The following is a 21,215-nucleotide window of genomic DNA, read 5'->3' on the forward strand; positions in this document are numbered from 1 at the left end:
CTCAGTCCTCGTCCTCGAGCGCCGCAGCGACCTCGGGGGTCAGGTCGACGTTCGTGTAGACGTTCTGGACATCGTCGGAGTCCTCTAGCGCGTCGATGATGCGGAAGATCTTCGACGCCACGTCGACGGAGTCGACACTCTGGCCGAAGGACGCGACGAACTGCACCTCCGAGGAGTCGTAGTCCAGGCCCGCGGCCTCGATGGCCTTGCGCACCTCCACGACGTCGTTGGGGTCACTGAGGGCCTCCCATTCGTCGCCCGAGTCGCTGACCTCCTCGAGGCCGACCTCCAGCGCCGCCTCTAGGACCTCGTCCTCGGAGATCTCCTTGCCGCCCGAGACCTTCGGCACGGTGACGACGCCCTTCCTGGCGAAGAGTCGCTGGACGGAGCCCACGTCGGCCATGGTGCCACCGTTGCGGGTGACGGCCACGCGGACGTCGGATGCCGAGCGGTTGCGGTTGTCGGTGAGGCACTCGATCAGGATCGCGACACCGGCCGGGCCGTAGGCCTCGTACATGATCGTCTCGTAGTCGGCGCCTCCGGACTCCGCGCCGGAGCCGCGCTTGACCGCCCGGTCGATGTTGTCGTTCGGGACAGAGGACTTCTTGGCCTTCTGAATCGCGTCGTACAGGGTGGGATTGCCGGAGATGTCACCGCCGCCGAGCCGCGCGGCGACCTCGACGTTCTTGATCAGCTTGGCGAAGAGCTTGCCGCGCTTCGCGTCGATCACGGCCTTCTTGTGCTTGGTCGTGGCCCACTTGGAATGCCCGCTCATACGGACCCCACCTTCTCGTCTTTATGGGAACTTGGCTAACTGCTACCGGTCGATCCTACCGAAGCGTCAGGGAAGTGACCTGCTCAGGAGCTGCACGGCGTCGCGCGTTGTGTAGCCGAGGTCGGCGACGAGGCGGGACAGGGCCAGCCCGTCGGGCGTGTCGATGCCGATGCCCGCCTCACGGCAGCCGTCCGCGCGCATCGCACGCAGCGCCTCGCTGAGCAGCTTCAGCGCGACCCCACGTCCCCGGTCCCGGGGCCGGACTCCGAATCTCTCGGTCCAGCCGGCCGGGGCGCCGGTCTCCTCGTTGACGTCTGCAGAGCTCATCTCGTAGCCGATGAGTGCGTCGTGCTCGTCGAAGGCGAGGAAGCTCCACTCGGCACGAAAGTCGTCGTCGGCGATGCGCGCGGCCCAGTCGGAGGCGGCGACCTCTCCGCCCCCGATGGAGGAGAAGGCCTCGTTGTGCAGCACGCGGACCTCCTCGCTGTGCTGGGGCGAGAATGGTTCGATGCGCACCCCGGCCGGCGTCGGGCGCTCCCGGGGCAGCGTATCGAGGTCGCGCACGAGGTCGTAGTAGTAGCGCTCCCGGGCGAAGCCGAGTCGGCCGGCGATCCTGTCCAGCCCGGGTCGGCCCAGCTCGAAGTAGCAGCCCAGCCACAGAGGCTCCCCCGGGTGGTTGGCGTCGCGCCACGTGGCCGCCTGGCTGACCTGCCACTGGAGGATCTTCCCGCCGATCCCGAGATGCCGGTACACCGGGTGCACCCCGCCGAGCAGGAACAGCCGCAGCCCCCGCCCTGGGGCGGGGTCGCGGTAGGCGGCGCCGTAGGCCGACAAGGAGCGGTACGCGTCCCACCCGCCGATGGTCAGCTCGGGGACCATCGTGTCCGTGGAGGTCGGGATCTCCTTGCCCATGGCCGAGAGCACCGAGTTGTCCAGCGCGTCGAGCTGGCCGCCGAAGGCCTCCAGGTCGCCGAGGTCGGAGGGTTCGAGGAGTCTCCACGTGAGATGCGGCTCGACATAGGGCTCCATGTCCACCACAGTACCGGCCCTGGCCATAGCTCGCCCCGGCCGGGTCAGGACCAGATCCGCCGGGCGTCCTGCTCGGTGGGGGCCGCCTGATCCCAGAGCCTGCGCCAGCGCGGAATCGGCTCGGGCGACGGGGCTCCGCTGGGGGCGACGCGCCGCTTCTCCACGTCCCACCAGCTAAGGTCTCCCTCGTGCACGAGCTGCTCGACGGTGCCCTGAAGTTCCGCGGTCGCCTGCGAGATGCGCCGCCCCCGCACATAGATGGGTGCACCGATGCGGATGGAGACCTTCGGCCTCGTGGACACCGGCAGCTTGATCAGATCGTTGAGTTTGAACGTGCCGACCAGGCCGATCGGCACGATCGCGACGTTGTGCTGGTTTGCGAGTCCGGCCGCCACGGGCGAGAACTCCCCCACCAGGCGACCCGCCTGCGGGTCGTCGGTGAACACCACAACGTTGCGTCCCCGGGCGAGCGCCCGCGAGGGGGCGATCATCGTGGGGCGGAGACGCTTGGGCAACGAGAGCCTGAACAGGTGGTAGTCCATCGCCCCCTGCTCGTTTGCGCCGAAAACGAAGGGCTGGCGCAGGCCGTCCAGGTTCCCCGAGCCGACGAACTCGATGTCGAAACGCAGGCTCAGGACCCGCAGCAGGAGATGCCGCCCGATCAGCTCGGCGCGCGGCGACATCTCCCGCGAGAGGCGGGTTCGCGCGGGAGCGCCCGCGGGCTTCTGCCGGAAGATCGCCTGGCGGGCTGCGGCGAGCAGGTCGGCCGGGAGGGTGAGCCGAGGGCGCGGCCGGGTACTGCGCCGCTGGGCCCAGCTGGGCAGGTCCCTGCTCACTTCACGTCCCCGACGACCAGCCCGACGCCGCGGAGCATGGTGATGGACGGGCTGAATCCCACGGACCCGGACGCGATCTCCAGCGCGTCGGCCGCGGTGCTCGCGGCCCTGTGCCCGAGCACGGCGGCGCTGCGCCGGTCGGCCCCGACCCAGATCACGTCGGCGAGAGGGGCGGTGGCGCGCGCGATGGCGTACCAGTCCTGGAACACCCGCAGCGGGTGCGGAGCGAAGCGCTTGCGGTACAGGTCGAGATACCACGCGTCGTCGATGGCGGCGAGCTCGAAGCGCGCTGCGATCTCGTCCGGGTCGGTCGTCTGGGGCAGCACGGTCGCGAAGAAGTCGGCCGCGGCGCTGTGCCGCCGGTTCGAGAACCGGTGCCGCAGCGGATGCTGGGCGATCAGCACGCCGCCCTCGCGCACGAACGGGGTGCCGAGGTTCGATCCGGCCTGAGTGACAAGCGCGTGTCTGGCGGCGGCCAGCGGGTTGCCGATGGGATCGGACTCGTCGATCGCGGCGCCCCACACGGGGGTGACCAGCACGTCGGCGGGGCCGGGGACCTCCACGCCGTTGGCGGCCCGCCACACCTGGCGGGCGTTCTCCATCACCGCGGTGTGCGCGCCGCCGATGACGTCGATGACGGCGTAGTCGGCGCGCGGGGTGCCGTGCAGGAGTTGGGCCCCCCGGCGAGGCAGCGCCGCGACCGTCTGGCGGGCGCCGGCGAAGGCGAGCCGGTCGGCGAGCCCCCACTCCCACTCCCGCCGCGACGCGAACCGCAGCGAGTGGCTGAGCAGCGGTTGGCCGAGGACGGCCACCAGGGAGAAGACCGGGATCTGGGCGGCGATGAGCTCGCAGACCTGGCGGCCGAACTCCGGCTCGCTGTCGGCGGAACCGAGCCGCTTGACGGTGGCGAGATCCGTGATGCCCTCGGCGAGCGGACAGCTCTGCCCGTGGTCGGCGCGCAGGCCGATGACCACCAGCAGGTCCGAGTCCGCGACGCGCGCGTTGACGCTGACCGGGTGCCCGTCGATGTCGCCGATGGTGACAAGTGTCTCCGCCGTCACGTCGTGGCTGCTGATCAGGTCGTCGGGGAGGAAGGAGGTGGCGACGCGGTCGCCGAGCACCCGGGTGACCTGGGCGTCGGACCAGCGCTGCCTCAGCCCGCTGGCGACCACGATCTCGACGTCATCGACCCCGGCGCGCGCGGCCTGCTCCAGCACCCGCTCGGCCAGCGTCCGCCTCGGGTCGAAGTACGGCCGCGGCAGCGGGGCGTCCGAGTCGAGCAGCACGAGCGTGAGCCTGGTCGCGGGACTCAGTTGCGCGGCCAGCGGATCGACCCCCAGCGGGGCCTGGAGCGCCGCGTCGATCAGGCCGACCGGGTCGGTTGAGCGGTCGGCGTCGGGTCCGTAGACCACCCGCGTCCCGACGCCGAGCCGTTCGAGGCGCAGCAGCGCCCCCGACATCGTCATGAGCGGCGGGGTCTTGGCGTCGACCTCCAGCACGAATCCTGGGCGTGACATCAGTCGTCCTTTCCGTTCACGACATCTTCAGCCGCGGCAGCGGCGACATCTCTGGCCATTCGACGATCGACCAGCCCTTGCGTTTGGCCTCCCGCATGAGCGGGATGTCCGGGCTGACGGCGACCGGGTTGCCCACCGCATGAAGCATCGGGTAGTCCACGTGGCTGTCGGCGTAGGCGTAGCTCTTCGCCAGGTCGATGCCGTGCAGCTGCGCGTAGTGGGCCAGCCAGGCCGAGCGCGACTCCCCGACCATCGGGGGGCCGCTGAGGAACCCGGTGCACTTCCCCTCGGCGTCCGTCGCGAGTTCCGCGGCGACGATCGTGTCGAAGAGCCCCTCGAAGGGCCGCGTCAGGGGGCGGATCACGCCGGTGAGCAGGATGGTGGTGTGACCGGCGTCGCGGTGCTCGCGGATCCGTCGGATGGCCTCCGGGGACATCCGGTCGAGGATCAGCGGCGACAGCCTGTCGTCGACGAAGCCCTCCAACCGGGCCAGGTCGGCGCCCGCGTAGCGGCGGTACATGGAGCGGAGAAACACGCCGCGGTCGCGTCGCTCGGCGCCCAGGTAGAGCGGCAGCTGCGCCGCGACCCGGGCGAGCTCCGCGGCCCGGCGGAGCGGGGAGAGTTCGGGCAGCCGAGCCCACAGGTACGTCTCGACGACGTTGGTGGCCATCACGGTGCCGTCGAGGTCGAAGGCCGCGAGCACCGTGCCGGGCTCGGTGGGCTTCAGGTCCCGGTACGTCGTGGACCTGGCGTTGCGCCGCTTACGGGCCGCCTCGAGCCGCTTGACGGGGTCGGTGATCGCCGGGATGTGCACGTCCTGCAGGTAGTGGTCCCAGCTGAAGTCCGCGGAGTCGAAGCCGAAGCGCTCGGCGTCGTCGGCGTGCAGCGAACGGTGCAGGGCCAGCGTGCAGTCGTCGACGAAGTGCAGCTCGGACTGCAGGTACTCGCCGTAGAGGCTGAGGTACTTGCCGAGGAAGTCGAGCTGTTTGCGCGAGGAGTCCAGGGCGGTCGCCCACGTACGGGTCCGCCGACCGCGTGGGGCGAAGCTCAGCAGCCGGTTGCCGACCTTCACGCCCTTGTCGGCGACCCACATCAACTTCTCGACGGGCTCGGCTCCCGGGAACGTCCAGGTCGCCAGCGGGGTCGACCCCTGACCGCTGGTGTAGGGGTGCTCCGAGAAGTAGCGCCGCACCTGCTCGTAGACGCCGCGGAACGTGAGCGGGTTCCTGGCCCCGGAGGACAGGTGGTAGTACTCGGGCTCACCGACAGTGGGCCGCGTTGCGCAAACGGCGACGATCGCGTTGACGACGTAGTCGCAGGGGATGATGTCGATGACGGCGTCGGGCGAGGCGGGGAACTCGGGCAGCTGGCCGCGGCCGTAGGCGAGGATGATCGGGTCGGCCATCTTGAAGCCCTCGATCCACCCGGCGTAGGGGAACCGCAGGGAGGACTCGACGATCGCGGGGCGCACCACGGAGACCCGGAACTCGGACCCGAGGTCCGCGACGACGCGCTCCCCCAGCGCCTTGGCGAACGTGTAGACGTCCGTCCAGCCCAGCGAGCGGGCGCGCTCGGTGCCGGCCTTGACCAGCTCGGCTTTGACCCATTCCTTGCGGCGGCGCTCGGTGTCCTCGCTGGTGGTGAGGTAGCCAGCCTGGCGGTGCTCGGCCTCGGCCTCCTTGCGCAGCACGGCGAGCTGTTCGGCGGTGCGCGACCGGGCCTCGACGTGCTCGGCCATCGCGAGCGCGGCCCGCGTCTCTGCCTCGTAGTCGATCGTGTGGATGTGCGCGGCCTCCGGGATGGCGCCGCGGCGCCGGCCGGCCGTGTAGGCGGTGGAGATGTGCACGTAGTGCGGGATGCGTGTCAGGTCGCCGTTCTCGTCGGAGCACGCCTCCCTCAGGCGCGTCAGCAGCGAGCGTGCCCCCAGGACGTTGGTCCGGAAGGCCTGGTCGATGGGCGGGTCGAAGGACACATCGCCCGCGCAGTGGACGAGCACGTCGGTGTCTCGCGGCAGCTCCGGCACGTCGGGCAGGTCACCCGGGATGACCTGGACACGGTCGGCCATCAGCTGCTCGACCGAGCCGGCCTCGGCCACGAGGTCGGCGAAGATCTTCTTCTTCAGCAGCGAGGCGACGCGCTGCTGGGCCGTCACGGAGCCCTTGGGCCGGACGATGACGCCGGTGGTCGTGTCGGGACATTCGCTCAACACGGTCCAGAGCATCTGCTCGCCGATGAAACCGGTGACGCCGGTCATAACGATCTTGCTTCCGGCCAGCAGGTCGCGGATGCGGCCCTCTAGCAGCGGCGGCGTGTGCAACGCTACGCCGTCGACGGTCCCGAAGGTGCTCGCCGGAGGGGTCGACATCACGCGTCGCCCTCAGCGACGGCCAGCGCATCGGCGAGGGTGAACCGCCCGACGTAGAGCGCGGTCCCGATGATGGCCCCTTCGATGCCGTCGTCGACCAGGGCGCGGAGGTCGCGGAGGTTGTCGAGGGTGGCGATGCCGCCGGACGCGATGACCTTGCGGCCGCTGCGCCGCGCGACTGCAGTGAGCAGCTCGGTGTTGGGGCCGGTCAGCATGCCGTCGGAGTTGACATCCGTCACGACGAAGCGCTCACAGCCTGCCGCGACCAGGCGGTCGAGCGTCTCCATCCACGGGCCGCCCTCGGTGGTCCAGCCGCGCGCGGCGAGGTTCTCGCCTCGCACGTCGAGGCCGATGGCGACGCGGTCGCCGTAGGTGCCGACGACCCGGTCGCACCACTGTGGGTTCTCCAGGGCGGCAGTGCCGATGTTGACGCGGCGGGCGCCGGTCGACAGCGCGCGCTGCAGGGTCTCGTCGTCGCGGATCCCGCCGCTCAGCTCGACGTTGAGGTCCAGCCGGCCGACGATGTCGCGGAGGAGGTCGGCGTTGGAGCCTCGCCCGAAGGCGGCGTCGAGATCGACGAGGTGCAGCCAGGAGGCGCCGCCCTCCTGCCAGCGAAGCGCCGCGGTCAGCGGGTCACCGAACTCCTTCTGCGTGCCTGCGACTCCCTGGACCAGCTGGACGGCCTGACCGCCCTGCACGTCGACGGCGGGCAACAACTGCAACTTCTCCACGACACGTCACCCTAGCGGACGCCGCCCCTGATTCCGGCCGGTCGCGGGCGGGGCGGGATGCCTCAGAGCTGGCCGAGCCAGTTGGAGATCAGCCTTGCCCCGGCGGCCCCGGACTTCTCCGGGTGGAACTGCGTCGACGACACGGGTCCGCTCTCCAGAGCGGCCACGAAGACGGCGTCCTCGTGCCTGGCGGTCGTCACGAGCCCATCGCCTGCGACGGGAGTTGCCGCATAGCTGTGCACGAAGTAGAAACGGCTGCGTTCGACGCCAGCGAACAGGCGCGAGCCGTCGGGGGCCTCCACGGTGTTCCAGCCCATGTGCGGAAGCCGCCTGGCCGCAAGTTGCGACACGGTGCCGCGGTGAATCCCGAGGCCGGCGATACTCGTGCCGTGCTCGGTTCCCAGCTCGAACAGCACCTGGTGTCCGACGCAGATGCCGAGCAGCGGCCGCCCGGACGCGACCCAGTCGCGGATCAGCTCGACACCCCCCGCCTGACTGAGCCCCGTCATGCAGGTCGCGAAGGCCCCGACGCCCGGCACGACGAGTCCGTCGCAGCCGGCAAGCTCGTCGAGGTCGCCGGTGAGGACGACGTCGGCCCCGGCGTTGGCGAACGCCCGACGGGCCGAGTGCAGGTTGCCGGAGCCGTAGTCGAAGAGCCCGATGCGGGGACTCACAGCGCTCCCTTGGTGCTGGGCACCCCCGTCTGGCGGGGGTCGGGTTCGACGGCCTCGCGCAGCGCCCTGGCCAGGGCCTTGAACTCGGCCTCGACGATGTGGTGCGGGTCACGGCCGGCGAGCAGCCGCAGGTGCAGGCAGAGGCCGGCGTTGAGGGCCAGGGCCTCGAAGACGTGGTAGGTCATGGACCCGGCGTAGGGCACGCCGCTGCCGCCGATGCGGGCGTAGACCTGGCCGTCGGGCTCCCCGGTGCAGGTCACGTAGGGGCGGCCGGCGACGTCGACCACGACGTCGGCGATGGCCTCGTCCAGCGGGATCACGGCGTGCCCGTAACGACGGATGCCCGACTTGTCGCCGAGCGCCTCCTTCAGGGCCCGTCCGAGGCAGATGGCGACGTCCTCGACGGTGTGGTGGCCGTCGATGTGCAGGTCCCCGGTCGCGGCGACCTCGATGTCGATGAGCGAGTGCTTCGCAAGCGCCGTGAGCATGTGGTCGTAGAAGCCGACGCCGGTCGAGATCGTGGATGCTCCAGTACCGTCGAGGTCGATGGAGACGGTGATCTCGGACTCGCTCGTGGTGCGGGTGACGGTGGCGGTGCGGCTCATGGCCTGCTCCCTTCGCGGGTGGGGTCGAGGTCCTCGAGCGCGTGCTTGAGGAGGTTCATCTCCTGGGGGGTGCCTGCGGAGACCCTCAGGAACCCGTCGGGGCCGGTCTCGCGGATGAGGATGCCGCGGTCCAGGAGGTCCTGCCACACGCGGTGGCGGTCCGGGAACCGGCCGATGAGCGTGAAGTTGGCCTCCGAGTCGACGACGTCGTAGCCGTGCTCGCGGGCCCACGCCTCGAAGGAGCGGGCTTCGGCGGCCAGCGACCGGACCTGCGCGAGCAGCTCGTCGGCGTGGGCCAGCGCGACGCGGGCGACGGCCTGCGTCTGGGCGCTCAGGTGGTAGGGCAGCCTCACGATGCGGCAGGCGTCGACGATCGCGGGGTGTGCGGCCAGGTAGCCGACGCGGCCGCCCGCCAGCGCGAACGCCTTGCTCATGGTGCGCGACACGACGAGGCGGGGGCTCTCGGCCAGCAGCTCCAGCGCGCTCGGGCGCCCCGAGAACTCCTGGTAGGCCTCGTCCGCCACAACGATGGCGTCCGAGCCGGCCAGCACGGCCTCGAACACCTCAAGGCCCACCGACGTGCCGGTCGGGTTGTTCGGCGTCGTGATCACCACGACCGTCGGATCGTGCCGCTGCACGGCGTCGAGGACGAGGTCGGCCGTGAGCGTGAAGTCCGGGTTGCGCGGCTCGGTCACGTAGCCCGTGAACGTGTTGCGCGCGTACTCCGGGTACATGGAGTAGGTGGGCGTGAAGGTCAGGACAGAGCGCCCCGGGCCGCCGAAGGCGGTGAGCAGGTGGCTCATGACCTCGTTGGATCCGTTGGCCGCCCAGATGTTGTCGGCGGTCAGGCCGTGGCCGAGGTACGCGGCGAGGTCGGTGCGCAGCCCGAGGGCCTCGCGGTCCGGGTAGCGGTTGAGCCCACCCGCTGCCCGGACGACAGCCGCGGCCATCTCCTGGCGGATCAGCGGGGACGGCGGGTACGGGTTCTCGTTGACATTCAGCACCACGGGCACGTCGAGCTGGGGGGCACCGTAGGGCTCCTCGCCCACGAGGTCGGCGCGCAGCGGCAGGTCGTTCAGGGAGAAGCTCACCGTGGCCTCCTGACCGTGACGGCGGCCGCGTGGCCGGGGAGGTTCTCCGCCTGTGCGAACCTCTCGATGCCGTCGGCAAGGTCCATCAGGCCGGCCTGCGAGTAGTCGATGACGTGGACCGTACGCATGAACGAGCGCACGCTCAGCCCGGAGCTGTGGCAGGCGCAGCCTGCGGTGGGCAGCACGTGGGTGGAGCCGGCCGAGTAGTCGCCGAGCGACACCGGCGAGTAGCCGCCGACGAAGATCGCGCCGGCGTTGCGGATGCGCGCGGCGACCGCGCGCGCGTCGGCCGTCTGAATCTCGAGGTGCTCCGCGGCGTAGGCGTCGGCGACAGCCACGGCCTGGTCGAGGTCGCGGACGAGCACGACGGCGGACTGCCTGCCGGTCAACGCGGTCCGGATGCGCTCCTCGTGCAGCTGGCCGACGACCTGTCGCTCGACCTCGGCGACCACCTTCTCGGTCAGCGCGGTCGAGTCGGTGATCAGAACGGACGCCGCCATGGGATCGTGCTCGGCCTGCGAGATCAGGTCGGCCGCCACGAACGCAGGGTCCGCCGTGTCGTCCGCCACGACGGCGATCTCGGTGGGGCCGGCCTCGGAGTCGATGCCGACCAGGCCGCGCACGAGACGCTTGGCCGCCACGACGTAGATGTTGCCGGGGCCCGTGATGAGCGAGACGGGATCGCAGAGGCCCTCGACGCCATGCGCGAACATGGCGATGGCCTGGGCACCGCCGACGGCGTAGACCTCCTCGACGCCGAGCAGGGCGCAGACGGCGAGGATGCTGGGGTGCGGCAGCCCGCCGAACTCGCGCTGCGGGGGCGAGGCGACTGCGATGGAGGTGACGCCGGCGACCTGGGCGGGCACGACGTTCATGATCACGCTGGAGGCCAGCGGGGCGAGCCCGCCCGGCACGTAGAGGCCGACGCGCTCGACGGGGATGTTGCGGAGCCCGACGCTGGCTCCGTCGGCCAGGATGGCGGGCCCGGGATCGGGATCGAGTTCGAGGGCTCCGGCCACCTCGCGGCGGCGGCGGATCGACTCGAGGAACGCCTCCCTCAGCTGCGGGTCGAGCTCGTCGGCGGCCTTCCGGAGGTCGGCTGCTCCGACCCTCAGCGACGGCGGGACGACGTGGTCGAACTTCTCCGAGTACTCCAGCAGGGCCTCGGCTCCCCGATCCGCGACGTCCGCGACGATGGGATGCACGACGGCGACAGCGGCCTCCACGTCGAAACTGCCGCGCGGCAGGAGGGTCCGGTAGGCACCGTCGACGCCTGTCAGGTCAAGAGTTCTCAGCACGCGGTTAGTCTAGTGGGAGCGTCGCCTCGTCCTGATCGCCGGCGGCCTCGGGCCAGAAAGCGGACAGGAGCATGATGGGGATGATCGCGGCGAACGGTGCGATCAGCAGCGCGGACATCGACCGGAGGGTCAGGTCCACCTCCACCACGTCGCCGGCTCCTGCCGAGGCGAGCCGCTCCACGAAATCGTGCGGGCCGACGCTGACCCCGAAGCGCCACGCCATCACCGAGGAGGCGATGGCCGCAACGAGGGTGGCGACGATGACCCACCAACCGCGGCGGTGCAGCATCAGCCAGCCGATCACCCCGACGAGCAGCCCCAGCACGGCCGTGATGAACGTGAACGTGACATCCGCCGCGACGATCTCCGCCTGGCCGCGCTCCGAGATGGACGCGGACAGATCCTCCAGCACGGTGTAGCTGGCCCGGGGGGTCACGGCGGACCACAGGAGTCCCGCCGCCGCGCCGAGCACGACGGAGCCTGCGATGTAGACGATGAGCCGCCACAGCGTCCGGTCCCACGGGAGCGCCAGCTGCCCGGGGTTGCGGGGGGCGGTGACGATCTCCTCTGAGCCTGTCACGAGCTCTCCCTCCCGACGCCGACACACGATGGGCCGAGCACGGCCTTGAGGTCGGCGAACAGCGCAGAGGTGAGTTCGACGCGGAAGCCGTCTCCGAGCCTGAACGTCTTGATCTGCTCCCCCGTCCGGAGGTTGAGGTGGACCTCGGCCGCGCCGGGGTACTGCGCGAGGATCGACTTGAGCCTGCCGACCACGCCCGGCGTGCAGCGCACGGCGGGCAGGGTCAACGCGAGCGGCCCGACGTTGCCCTCAGCGCTGACATGCGGGGCGATGACGTTCTGCGCTCGCATGCGTCCCCTGTCCTCGCCGGACTCGACGACGCCGTCGACGGCCACGATGGTGTCCGGCGCGAGGTGCATCGCGACCTGGTCGTAGACCCGTGGGAACACCGTGACCTCGATCGAGTTGCCGAGGTCCTCGAGAACCACCTGCGCCCAGATGTTGCCGGCCTTGTTCACGCGACGGTTGACCGAGGTGATCAGTCCGCACAGCTTGGTGTTGCCGCGGTAGCCGTCCTCGGCGACGGCGGAGGCGATGGAGCGGTCGCTGTTGGCCTGCAGCACGTGTTCGAGCCCGTTGAGTGGATGGTCGGAGACGTACAGGCCGAGCATCTCCCGCTCGAACGCCAGCTTGGTGCGGCGGTCCCACTCGTCGACGTCCGGGACGGCCTCGTGCAGCGGGCTGGCCTCGTCGGCGCCCGCCCCGTCGTCGAAGCCGAAGTCGAAGCCGTCCTGGCCGTTCTCGGCGTTCTTCTTGAGGTCGATGATCGAGTCCACCGCCGCCTCGAAGATCCCCATCAGGGACCGGCGCGTGTGCCCGAGCTCGTCGAAGGCGCCCGCCTTGACCAGCGACTCCACGACGCGCTTGTTGCACATCAGCAGCGGAGCCTTGTCCAGGAAGTCGTAGAAGTCCTTCGCCGGTCCCAGCCTCGTGCGCTCCTGGACCCACGCCGTGACCACCTTGTCGCCCACGTTGCGCACCGCACCCATGCCGAATCGGATGTGCTCCCCGACGGGTGTGAAGGCCACCTCCGAGGAGTTCACGTCCGGGGGCAGCACCTCGATGCCCATGTGGCGGCACTCCGCCAGGTAGAGGGCGGACTTGTCCTTGTCGTCGCGGACCGACTGCAGCAGAGCGGCCATGTACTCGACGGGGTAGTTGGCCTTGAGCCAGGCCGTCCAGTAGGACACGAGCCCGTAGGCGGCCGAGTGGGCCTTGTTGAACGCGTAGTCGGAGAACGGCAGCAGGATGTCCCACAGGGTCTGGATGGCGTCCTTGGAGTAGCCGCGCTCGATCATGCCGGCCGAGAAGGTCGCGTACTGCTTGTCCAGCTCGGACTTCTTCTTCTTGCCCATCGCGCGGCGGAGCATGTCCGCGCCGCCGAGCGTGTAGCCGGCGAGCTTCTGCGCGATAGCCATGACCTGCTCCTGGTACACGATCAGGCCGTAGGTCTCGCCCAGGATGGACTCCAGCGGTTCCGCGAGCTCCGGGTGGATCGGCTCCACCGGCTCGCGGCCGGTCTTGCGGCGCGCGTACTTGTTGTGCGAGTCCGCACCCATGGGGCCGGGGCGGTAGAGCGCGCCAACGGCGGAGATGTCGTCGAAGCAGTCCGGCTGCATGGATCGCAGCAGCGCCCGCATGGGGCCGCCGTCGAGCTGGAACACGCCGAGCGTGTCGCCGCGCTGGAGCAGGGTGAATGTCTTCTCGTCGTCGAGCGCGAGGCTCTCGAGCTCGACCTGGATGCCCCGGTTCAACTCGATGTTGTGCAGCGCGTCGGCGAGCACCGTGAGGTTGCGCAGCCCGAGGAAGTCCATCTTGATCAGGCCGAGGGACTCGCAGCCTGGATAGTCGAACTGCGTGATGATGGCGCCGTCGGCCTCTCGCTTCATCAGCGGCACGACGTCGGCGAGGGGTGCCCGGCTCATGATGACGCCGGCGGCGTGCACGCCCCACTGGCGCTTGAGGCCCTCGATGCCGCGGGCTGTGTCGACGACCGTGCGCACGTCGGCGTTGGACTGGTACAGCTCGCGGAACTCGGCGCCCTCGGCGTAGCGCTTGTGCTCCTCGTTGAACAGGTCGCCCAGGGGCACGCCTTTGCCCATCACGTCCGGCGGCATGGCCTTGGTGATCTGCTCGCCGATGGCGAAGGGCATGTCGAGGACGCGGGCGGCGTCCTTAACGGCGGCCTTCGCCTTGATGGAGCCGTAGGTGATGATCTGCGCAACGTACTCGCTGCCGTACTTCTCGGTGACGTAGTTGATGACCTCGCCGCGGCGGCGATCATCGAAGTCGATGTCGAAGTCGGGCATCGAGACGCGCTCGGGGTTGAGGAAGCGCTCGAAGAGCAGGCCGTGCTCGAGCGGGTCGAGGTCGGTGATGCGCATGGCGTACGCGCACATCGAGCCAGCTCCGGAGCCTCGGCCGGGGCCGACGCGGACCCCGTTGTGCTTGGCCCAGTTGATGAAGTCCGCGACGACGAGGAAGTAGCCGGAGAACCCCATCTGGACGATGATGCCCGTCTCGAACTCGGCCCTGTCCAGCACCTCCTGCGGGATGCCGTTCGGGTAGCGGACGTGCAGTCCCCGCTCGACCTCCTTCTTGAACCAGGACTCCTCCGTCTCGCCCGGCGGCACGTCGAAGCGCGGCATGTAGGTGCCGATGCCCTCGTCGAAGCTCGTCTCGACGCGCTCGGCGATCGCCAGCGTGTTGTCGCAGGCCTCGGGGAAGTCGCGGAAGAGGTGCCGCATCTCCGCGGGGCTCTTCAGGTAGTAGCCGTTGCCGTCGAAGCGGAACCGGTCGGCCTGGGCCTTGCGGGAGCCGGCCGACACGCACAGCAGGGTGTCGTGTGAGTCGGCGTCCTCGGCGTGCACGTAGTGGAGGTCATTGGTGGCGACCAACGGCAGGCTCAGGTCCCTGGCAACTTGCAGGAGGCCCTTGCGCACCCGGGTCTCGATCTCGAGCCCGTGATCCATCAGCTCGACGTAGAAGTTCCCCTCGCCGAAGATGTCGCGGAACTCGGCGGCGGCGGCCACGGCGTTGTCGTACTGGCCGAGCCGCAGGAACGTCTGCACCTCGCCGGAGGGGCAGCCGGTGGTGGCGATCAGCCCCTTGCCGTAGGTGTTGAGGAGCTCCCGGTCGGCGCGCGGCTTGTAGAAGAAGCCCTCCAACGACGAGTACGTCGACAGCTTGAACAGATTGTGCATGCCGACCTTGTCGGCGGCCCACATCGTCATGTGGGTGTAGGCACCCTTGGAGGCGACGTCGTCGCCCGTGCCGTCGCCGAACTGGACCCGCTTTCGCTCGGAGCGGTGCGTGCGGGGCGTCAGGTACGCCTCGAGCCCGATGATGGGCTTGACATCGAAAGCCTTGGACGCCTTGTAGAACTCGTAGGCCCCGTACAGGTTGCCGTGGTCGGTGATCGCCAGCGCCGGCATCTTCATCTGCTCGGCTCCGCTGAAGAGGTCCTTGATCCTGGCCGCACCGTCCAGCATGGAGAACTCGGTGTGGCAGTGCAGGTGGACGAACGAATCCGACAACGAGTCCTCCTAGAGATGCGCGCTCCGGCCCCACCTTACCCGTCCCGTCGCGACGGCCGGACACCCGGCCGGGCACCCTTCCCGATCACGCCAACCACCGGTGCCGAGTCGGCCCGCCGCTAAATGGGCCGGACTTTGAACGGTTTTCGGGGGCGGGAATCCTTGTCCCTGGATTCGCACGGGTGTGTGATTCGACATGGATTCTATGAGGACGCGGGAGCAGGCGCGTGGGAGTTCGCCTCCCAGCGCGCGGGCTTCATCGCGGGCCAGGCCGCCTAGCTCAACGCCGATCTGGTGGATCTGATGGTCGAGGTGCTGGAGACCACTGCTGGTCCGGCGGCGGGATCAGGTCCCCGGAGCACTGGCTGCAGCTGATGACCGCCGTCTCACCCGCCCATGCGGCCGACATCGTGGCCGGGGCACGCTCCGGGGACCCGGACGCGACCCTGGCCGAAGGCGACCTCACCCACGCGCCTGGGTCCCCGCGCCCGTGCCTCAGTCGGTCGTGCGGCCCCGCCGGGGGTCGTTGAGGAAGGCGTAGTAGAACCCGATCAGCACCCCTCCGCCAACGAAGTTGCCGAGCAGAGCCACCCCGACGTTCAGCGCGGCTGCGCCGACGGCGACCTCGCCCTGGAGCCCGACCACCATGAACAGCACCGTGTTGGCGACGGAGTGCTCCAGCCCGAGGAAGACGAAGAGGAACACCGCGGACAGCATCGAGATGATGATGGCGAGGTAGTCCTTGAGGTAGCCGTTGTAGACCACCAGCATCGCGATGTTGATCAGCAGGTTGCAGAGCACGGCGCGGAAGAAGAGGTCGCTCAGGCCCAGCATGGAGGTGGTGTAGCCGAGCTTCACGTCGACCGAGTGCTGCATTGCCTCCAACAGGCCGCCCGTGACGATCGTGCTGCCCTTCAGCATGAGCGCCAGAACGAGGCCGCCCAGCGCGTTGCCGAGCAGGCACAGCGACAGGATGCCGAGTTGGCGGGAGGGCGTGATGCGCCGGTGGTAGACGGCCACCGAGGTCAGCATCATGTTGGAGGTCAGTAGCTCCGACTTGGTCAGGTAGATGAATACCAGGGCCCAGCCGAAGACCGCCGCTCCGAGGATCTTCCCGACCCCGGAGAAGTCGACTCCGCCGAGGTCGGTGAACGTCGCGACGATCTGGTAGTGCGCCACGTACAGGATCCCGATCAGCAGGCCGGCCATGGCCGCTCGCATCAGGTAGGGGCCCTTGATCCGCCTGGACATGGTGTCCTTGGTCTCGGCGGCCTCGAGCACGGTCTGGATGAAGACCTGCCCGGGGAAGAGTCTGGTGTCGCTCATGCGGTGGGGATCCCTGGTCGGTGGCGTCATTCGGGGGTCCGAAGCAGCATCGATCCTAACGAGCGACCCCGCCGGCCCGGGAGCCGGGGTCGGCGGGGCCGGCGGTCGCCGGTGGGTCAGCGCCAGTCAACCCCGGGCGCCCGGTGGAACGCGATGCCCTGTGCCTCCCACAGCGGTGCGATGCCCGCGAGGCGGCCGGAGAAGGACGTCCAGGTCCGCCAGGCGTGCCCCTCAGGGGCCGGAGACCAGCCGATCTCGGCCGCCGAGGCGATGCGCGGGAACATCATGTGGTCGAGTTCCTCCAGGCTGGTGAGCTTCTCCGTCCAGGTGGGAGCCTCGACGCCGAGCACGGCGTCCTCGCCTATGCCGTCGATCAGGGTCGCGGGGTCCCAGTCGTAGGACTGTTCGAGGCTCACGAAGCCCGCCCATGTCAGGCCGAGGGGCTCGTCCTCGTCGTACTTCATGTCGAGGTAGATCGCGTCTGCCGGGGACAGGATGACGCCGCCGCCCCGCTCCGGGAACGTGCGGGCCTTCGCGGCGACCTGCTCGTCGTTGGACCGGAGCCCCCAGAACTGACCGACCGTCCCGCGGGCCAGGCCCTCGGCCGCGCCCGCCTCGTGCCAGACCACCGGCGTCTTGCCGAGGCCGGCCACCAGTGTGGTGACTCGCTCCATGAAGTACGCGAAGTCCGCCGGGTCTGTGCCGAGGCACTCGTCACCGCCGACGTGCACCAGCGGGCCCGGGGTCAGCGCGGCGACCTCCCCGAGCACGTCGGCGAGGAAGTCGTAGGTGGGCTCATGGTGGATGCGCAGCTGCGAGAAGCCAACGGGGATGGAGGTGCAGGGTTCGCCCTTGACGGGCACGTCGCCGCCGAAGGCCTCGACCGTGTCGAGCATCTCTCGGGTGAGAACGGGCTCCTCGACGAGGTCCGGATAGGCGACGCCGACGGCGTGCGTGTGGCCGGGCAGGTCGATCTCCGGCACGACGATCATGTCGTAGGAGGCCGCGTGGGCGACGATCCGTGCATAGTCGGCTTGCGTGAAGTGGCCGCCGGAATCCCCGAAGGCCGCGGTCCCCGACGCCTTCGCGGTCAGCTCGGGTCGCGAGGCGATCTCGAGCCGCCAGCCCTGGTCGTCGCTGAGGTGCAGGTGCAGCGCGTTGAGCTTCAGACGGGCGGCGCGGTCGATCAGCGTCTCGACCGTGGCGACGTCGAAGAAGTGACGCACCACATCGATCATGAAGCCGCGGTAGGCGAACCGGGGCGCGTCGTGGATGTCGAGGGCCGGGATCTCCCAGCCTTCTCCGGACCGGCGGACGGCCTGGACGAGCGTCCAGATGCCGTACCGCAGGCCGGCGCGGTCGGCGCCAGTGAGGGTGACCCGGTGCTCGGTGACCGTCAGGTGATAGGACTCCGACCTCCCCTCCCCCGAGATCCGGAGCCGGATCTTGCCGTGACCGCCCACGTGCGGGCGCGCTCCGGTGATGGTGTGCAGCTCGTCGGCGAGCAGGTCGGCCAGCTCCCCGCTGACCGGAGTGGTCGCGACGAGCCGGAACGCGCCGTCGGCGATCTCGATGCGGGTCGGTGCGGGGATGAGGGGAAGGTGTTGCATCTCGGTCCTTGGTTGTTGCTCAGCCCTTGACGGCGCCGGAGGTCATGGACGACGTCATCCTGCCCTGAACGATCAGGAAGAAGATCACCACGGGCAGGGCCATCAGCGTCGAGCCTGCCATGACGACCGACCAGTCGGTGGCCTTGGTGGCCTGGAGGAAGGACCGCAGCCAGATCGGGAGGGTCTGGCTCTCCTCCCGCGTCATGATGACCAGCGCGAAGACGAACTCGTTCCAGGCCTGGATGAAGGCGAAGATGCCGGTGGACACCAGGCCGGGGGCGAGCAGCGGGAACGTGATCCGCCAGAACGCGCCCGCCTTGGAACAGCCGTCGATCTGGGCGGCCTCCTCGAGGTCTGCGGGCACTCCCTGGACGAAACCGCGCAGGGTCCAGATCGTGAACGGCAGGACCATGGCGATGTAGACGGCCGACAGGCCGAGAACCGTGTTGACCAGGTGCCAGCCGTCGAGCAGGCGGAACATGGAGATGATGAGGGCCTCTGCAGGCACCATCTGGATGACGAGTACGGCGACGATCAGCGACTTGCGCGAGCGGAAGGTGAACCTCGACAGCGCCAGCGCCGCCATGAAGGCGAACACCAGCGCGGTGACGAGCGTCAGTCCGGTCACTGCCAGCGACATCCACATGGCCGGGATGAAGCCGTCGCCGAGGGCGGTGGCGTAGTTGGAGAAGTTCAGCGACTCGGGCAGGAACGACGGCCTCGTCGACTTGATCTTGGCGCCGGGCAGCATCGAGGTGTTGACCATCCAGTAGACGGGGAACACCGAGCACACGAACACGATGACGGCTGCGATGTTCAGCAGGGACCTGGAAAGCAGTGAGCCTTTCATGTCAGTCCTCGTTCCTCAGGGTCAGGCGGATGTAGTAGGCCGAGATCGCCAGCAGGATCGCGACAAGGATGACGGAGATGGCGCCGCCGGTGCCGAGTCGGCCGGAGGCCATCGACTCGGTGTAGATGTAGACGCCGATGGTGTTGGTCTGCTCCCGGATGCCGCCGATGGTCTGCAGCGCGTAGATCTGCGCGAACACGCGCAGGTCCCAGATGATCTGCAGGATCAGGACGACGATCACGATGGAGCGGATGTAGGGGAAGGTGACGTTGACGAAGCGCCGCCAGCCGTTCGCCCCGTCGAGCGATGCGGCCTCGAGCACCTCGGACGGCACCTGCGTCAGGCCGGCGTAGAGGCTGAGGGCCACGAACGGGATGGCGCCCCAGACGATGATGATGGCCGCGACGCCGAAGAAGCTGAGCGGGTCGATCAGCCACGAGTGACCGAACCAGTTGTCTCCCGTGAGCTTGGTCATCAGCCAGTTGACGAGTCCATAGGACGTGTCGAAGATCCACCCCCACACGATCGTGGCGGTCAGCGCGGGCATCGCCCACGCGAGCAGCAGCCCGACGGACACGACGGTGCGCATGAGCTTGCCGAGCTTGGTCATCATGACGGCGATGGCCATGCCCAGCACCATCGTGGCCACGACACAGACCGCGGCGAGCGCAACGCTGCGCCCGAGCACGGCCCAGAAGATCGGATCGGTCAGGACCTTGGTGTAGTTGCCCAGCGCGATGAACTCAGGGTCGGCGCCGAAGATCTGGGCGCGTCCGTACTCCTGGAAGCTCATCACGATCATTTGTACGACGGGCCAGCCGATGAAGATGGCCAGCATGATGAATGCCGGGGCCAGGAGCAGCATCGGGGTCAGCTGCGGACGTCGGCTACGTGGCGTGTCCACCTCGGTGGTGGCGCGGGCATCACTGGTCGCGAGCATTCCGGTGAGCCTTTCTGCAGTGGGAGGGTCGTGGGGATGACGCGGGGCCCGGAGGGACGACCCTCTCCGGGCCCCGCATCGGGTTCTGATGGGATCAGGCGTTGAGGATCGACTCGATCTTGGTGTCCAGCTCCGCAGCCAGCGTGGCGGCGTCGCCGCCGTTTGCGATCTGGACGAAGAAGTCCTGCAGGAGGCCCTGTGCCTCGACCTCGGCCCAGTTCGGGCTGGCGGGGGTCAGCTTCGCGGAGGCGGCGGCCTCGGCGATGATGGAGGCGAGCTCGGGCGTCGCGCCGGCGACCTTGGAGCCGAGGCTGGTCTTCGCAGGAACCAGCCCGTTCTCGGCGAGGATGGTCTGGTACTCGTCGCTCAGCATGATCTCCAGCGCGGCCTTGGACAGGTCGACGTTGGCGGACTTGGCCGAGATCCCGACATTGGAGCCACCCGCGAACACGGAGGCGGCGCCGCCGTCCTTGCCCGGGAGGGCGAAGTAGCCGAGCGAATCGGTCACGTCGGTGTCGTTGCCGTCCTCGTCAGCGACGATGGACCAGTACGCCCAGCTCGGGGCGGACAGGGTGGCGGACTTCGAGGTGCGCAGCGGGACCCAGGCGTCGGTCTCGTCGCCGTCCTTGGGTGCGGTGGTGCCCTCGGTCATCAGCGTCTGGACCTGGGCGATGCCTGCCAGGGACTCGGCGCTGGAGAACTGGGCGTCCCACGAGCCGTCATCGTTCTGCACGGCGATCTGGCCGCCGTTCTCCCAGATGAACGGGAGCGCGTTGTACCAGTCCTTACCCGGGAACCAGACACCCGCGACGTCGTCGAGCTTCTCGTTGATGGTCACGGCGTTGGAGACGTACTCGTCGAGCGTGGTCGGGACCTCGACGCCGGCTTCCTTGTACTGCTCGGTGTTGTAGAACACCACGCGCGCACCGGAGTAGTACGGCGCCGCGAAGAGCTTGCCGTCGTACGAGCCGGCCTCGACGAAGCCGGGCAGCAGGTCGTCACCGCCGAGGGAGTCCTGGATGTCGCTCAGGTCGAGCAGCGCACCGGCCGAGGTGAAGGCGGCGGCCTGGGTGTTACCCATCTCCACGATGTCGGGGCTGTCGTTGCTGGACAGCGAGGTGGTGAGCTTGTCGACGAGACCGGTCCACTGCTGGACCTCGATGGTCAGGGTCGATCCCGGGTTCTGCTCCTCGAAGGTCTTCTTGAGGTAGTCCCGCGCGTCCTGCGGCGTGTCGGTGTCACCGACGAGCCAGACGCGGATGTCGCCGGTGGCGGCGCCAGCGGATGTGGTGGCGTCCGACGTGGACTCCGCGGTGGTGTTGGCTCCGCATGCGCTGAGCGCGAGAGCGGAAGCCCCGACGAGGGCAACGGCCGAAAGCTTGAGCTTCATTGCCTGACTCCATTTTCCTAGGTGGTGTGTAACTTCGTTGGTTGTTTCCCTGAAGGGTGCTG

General features: G+C 69.2%; 17 protein-coding genes. All 17 read right to left on the reverse strand.

The features are described 5' to 3' along the window. Position 1: 1 nt before the first annotated feature. Positions 2-775, reverse strand: a complete 774-nt coding sequence (locus tag QH948_RS07325; protein ID WP_281143818.1) for a YebC/PmpR family DNA-binding transcriptional regulator — start codon at positions 773-775, stop codon at positions 2-4. Positions 776-841: 66 nt separating this feature from the next. After that, on the reverse strand, positions 842-1,804 hold the full coding sequence (locus QH948_RS07330; protein WP_281143819.1) for a GNAT family N-acetyltransferase: 963 nt from the start codon (positions 1,802-1,804) through the stop codon (positions 842-844). 44 nt (positions 1,805-1,848) lie between these two features. After that, entirely contained in the window at positions 1,849-2,640 is a 792-nt protein-coding gene (locus QH948_RS07335; RefSeq protein WP_281143820.1) for a lysophospholipid acyltransferase family protein, read from the reverse strand. After that, entirely contained in the window at positions 2,637-4,157 is a 1,521-nt protein-coding gene (locus QH948_RS07340) for a lactate racemase domain-containing protein (RefSeq protein WP_281143821.1), read from the reverse strand. Before QH948_RS07340 ends, QH948_RS07335 begins: the two co-directional genes overlap by 4 nt. Before the next feature lie 16 nt (positions 4,158-4,173). Further along, complete coding sequence (locus tag QH948_RS07345; RefSeq protein WP_281143822.1) at positions 4,174-6,522, reverse strand: SDR family oxidoreductase; 2,349 nt, start codon at positions 6,520-6,522, stop codon at positions 4,174-4,176. Continuing rightward, positions 6,522-7,253, reverse strand: a complete 732-nt coding sequence (priA, locus tag QH948_RS07350; protein ID WP_281143823.1) for a bifunctional 1-(5-phosphoribosyl)-5-((5-phosphoribosylamino)methylideneamino)imidazole-4-carboxamide isomerase/phosphoribosylanthranilate isomerase PriA — start codon at positions 7,251-7,253, stop codon at positions 6,522-6,524. The genes QH948_RS07345 and priA overlap by 1 nt, the downstream gene beginning before the upstream one ends. 62 nt (positions 7,254-7,315) lie before the next feature. Then, positions 7,316-7,927, reverse strand: a complete 612-nt coding sequence (gene hisH / locus QH948_RS07355) for an imidazole glycerol phosphate synthase subunit HisH (protein ID WP_281143824.1) — start codon at positions 7,925-7,927, stop codon at positions 7,316-7,318. After that, on the reverse strand, positions 7,924-8,532 hold the full coding sequence (hisB, locus tag QH948_RS07360) for an imidazoleglycerol-phosphate dehydratase HisB (protein WP_281143825.1): 609 nt from the start codon (positions 8,530-8,532) through the stop codon (positions 7,924-7,926). The genes hisH and hisB overlap by 4 nt, the downstream gene beginning before the upstream one ends. Beyond that, the gene (locus QH948_RS07365; RefSeq protein WP_281143826.1) at positions 8,529-9,623 is read right to left on the reverse strand and encodes a histidinol-phosphate transaminase; all 1,095 of its coding nucleotides are present in this window, start codon (positions 9,621-9,623) and stop codon (positions 8,529-8,531) included. Before QH948_RS07365 ends, hisB begins: the two co-directional genes overlap by 4 nt. Beyond that, positions 9,620-10,921: a histidinol dehydrogenase gene (gene hisD / locus QH948_RS07370; protein WP_281143827.1), complete on the reverse strand. Its 1,302-nt coding sequence runs from the start codon at positions 10,919-10,921 to the stop codon at positions 9,620-9,622. The genes QH948_RS07365 and hisD overlap by 4 nt, the downstream gene beginning before the upstream one ends. 4 nt (positions 10,922-10,925) lie before the next feature. Further along, a complete protein-coding gene (locus tag QH948_RS07375; RefSeq protein ID WP_281143828.1) occupies positions 10,926-11,501 on the reverse strand; it encodes a hypothetical protein in 576 nt (191 codons plus the stop codon). Next, the gene (gene dnaE, locus QH948_RS07380) at positions 11,498-14,992 is read right to left on the reverse strand and encodes a DNA polymerase III subunit alpha (protein WP_281146163.1); all 3,495 of its coding nucleotides are present in this window, start codon (positions 14,990-14,992) and stop codon (positions 11,498-11,500) included. Before dnaE ends, QH948_RS07375 begins: the two co-directional genes overlap by 4 nt. A 540-nt stretch (positions 14,993-15,532) precedes the next feature. Next, positions 15,533-16,363, reverse strand: a complete 831-nt coding sequence (locus QH948_RS07385; RefSeq protein WP_281143829.1) for a formate/nitrite transporter family protein — start codon at positions 16,361-16,363, stop codon at positions 15,533-15,535. A gap of 116 nt (positions 16,364-16,479) precedes the next feature. Further along, a complete protein-coding gene (locus tag QH948_RS07390; RefSeq protein WP_281143830.1) occupies positions 16,480-17,973 on the reverse strand; it encodes a beta-N-acetylhexosaminidase in 1,494 nt (497 codons plus the stop codon). Between the two features lie 19 nt (positions 17,974-17,992). Beyond that, the gene (locus QH948_RS07395) at positions 17,993-18,823 is read right to left on the reverse strand and encodes a carbohydrate ABC transporter permease (RefSeq protein WP_281143831.1); all 831 of its coding nucleotides are present in this window, start codon (positions 18,821-18,823) and stop codon (positions 17,993-17,995) included. A 1-nt stretch (position 18,824) separates the two neighbouring features. Further along, positions 18,825-19,763 carry a carbohydrate ABC transporter permease gene (locus QH948_RS07400; protein ID WP_281143832.1) on the reverse strand — a complete coding sequence of 313 codons (939 nt, stop codon included), beginning with the start codon at positions 19,761-19,763 and terminating at the stop codon, positions 18,825-18,827. A 94-nt stretch (positions 19,764-19,857) separates the two neighbouring features. Beyond that, positions 19,858-21,153: an extracellular solute-binding protein gene (locus tag QH948_RS07405; protein ID WP_281143833.1), complete on the reverse strand. Its 1,296-nt coding sequence runs from the start codon at positions 21,151-21,153 to the stop codon at positions 19,858-19,860. Positions 21,154-21,215 lie beyond the last annotated feature (62 nt).

Origin of the sequence: Tessaracoccus lacteus (genome assembly GCF_029917005.1) — a bacterium.
Taxonomy (GTDB): Bacteria; Actinomycetota; Actinomycetes; order Propionibacteriales; family Propionibacteriaceae; genus Arachnia; species Arachnia lactea.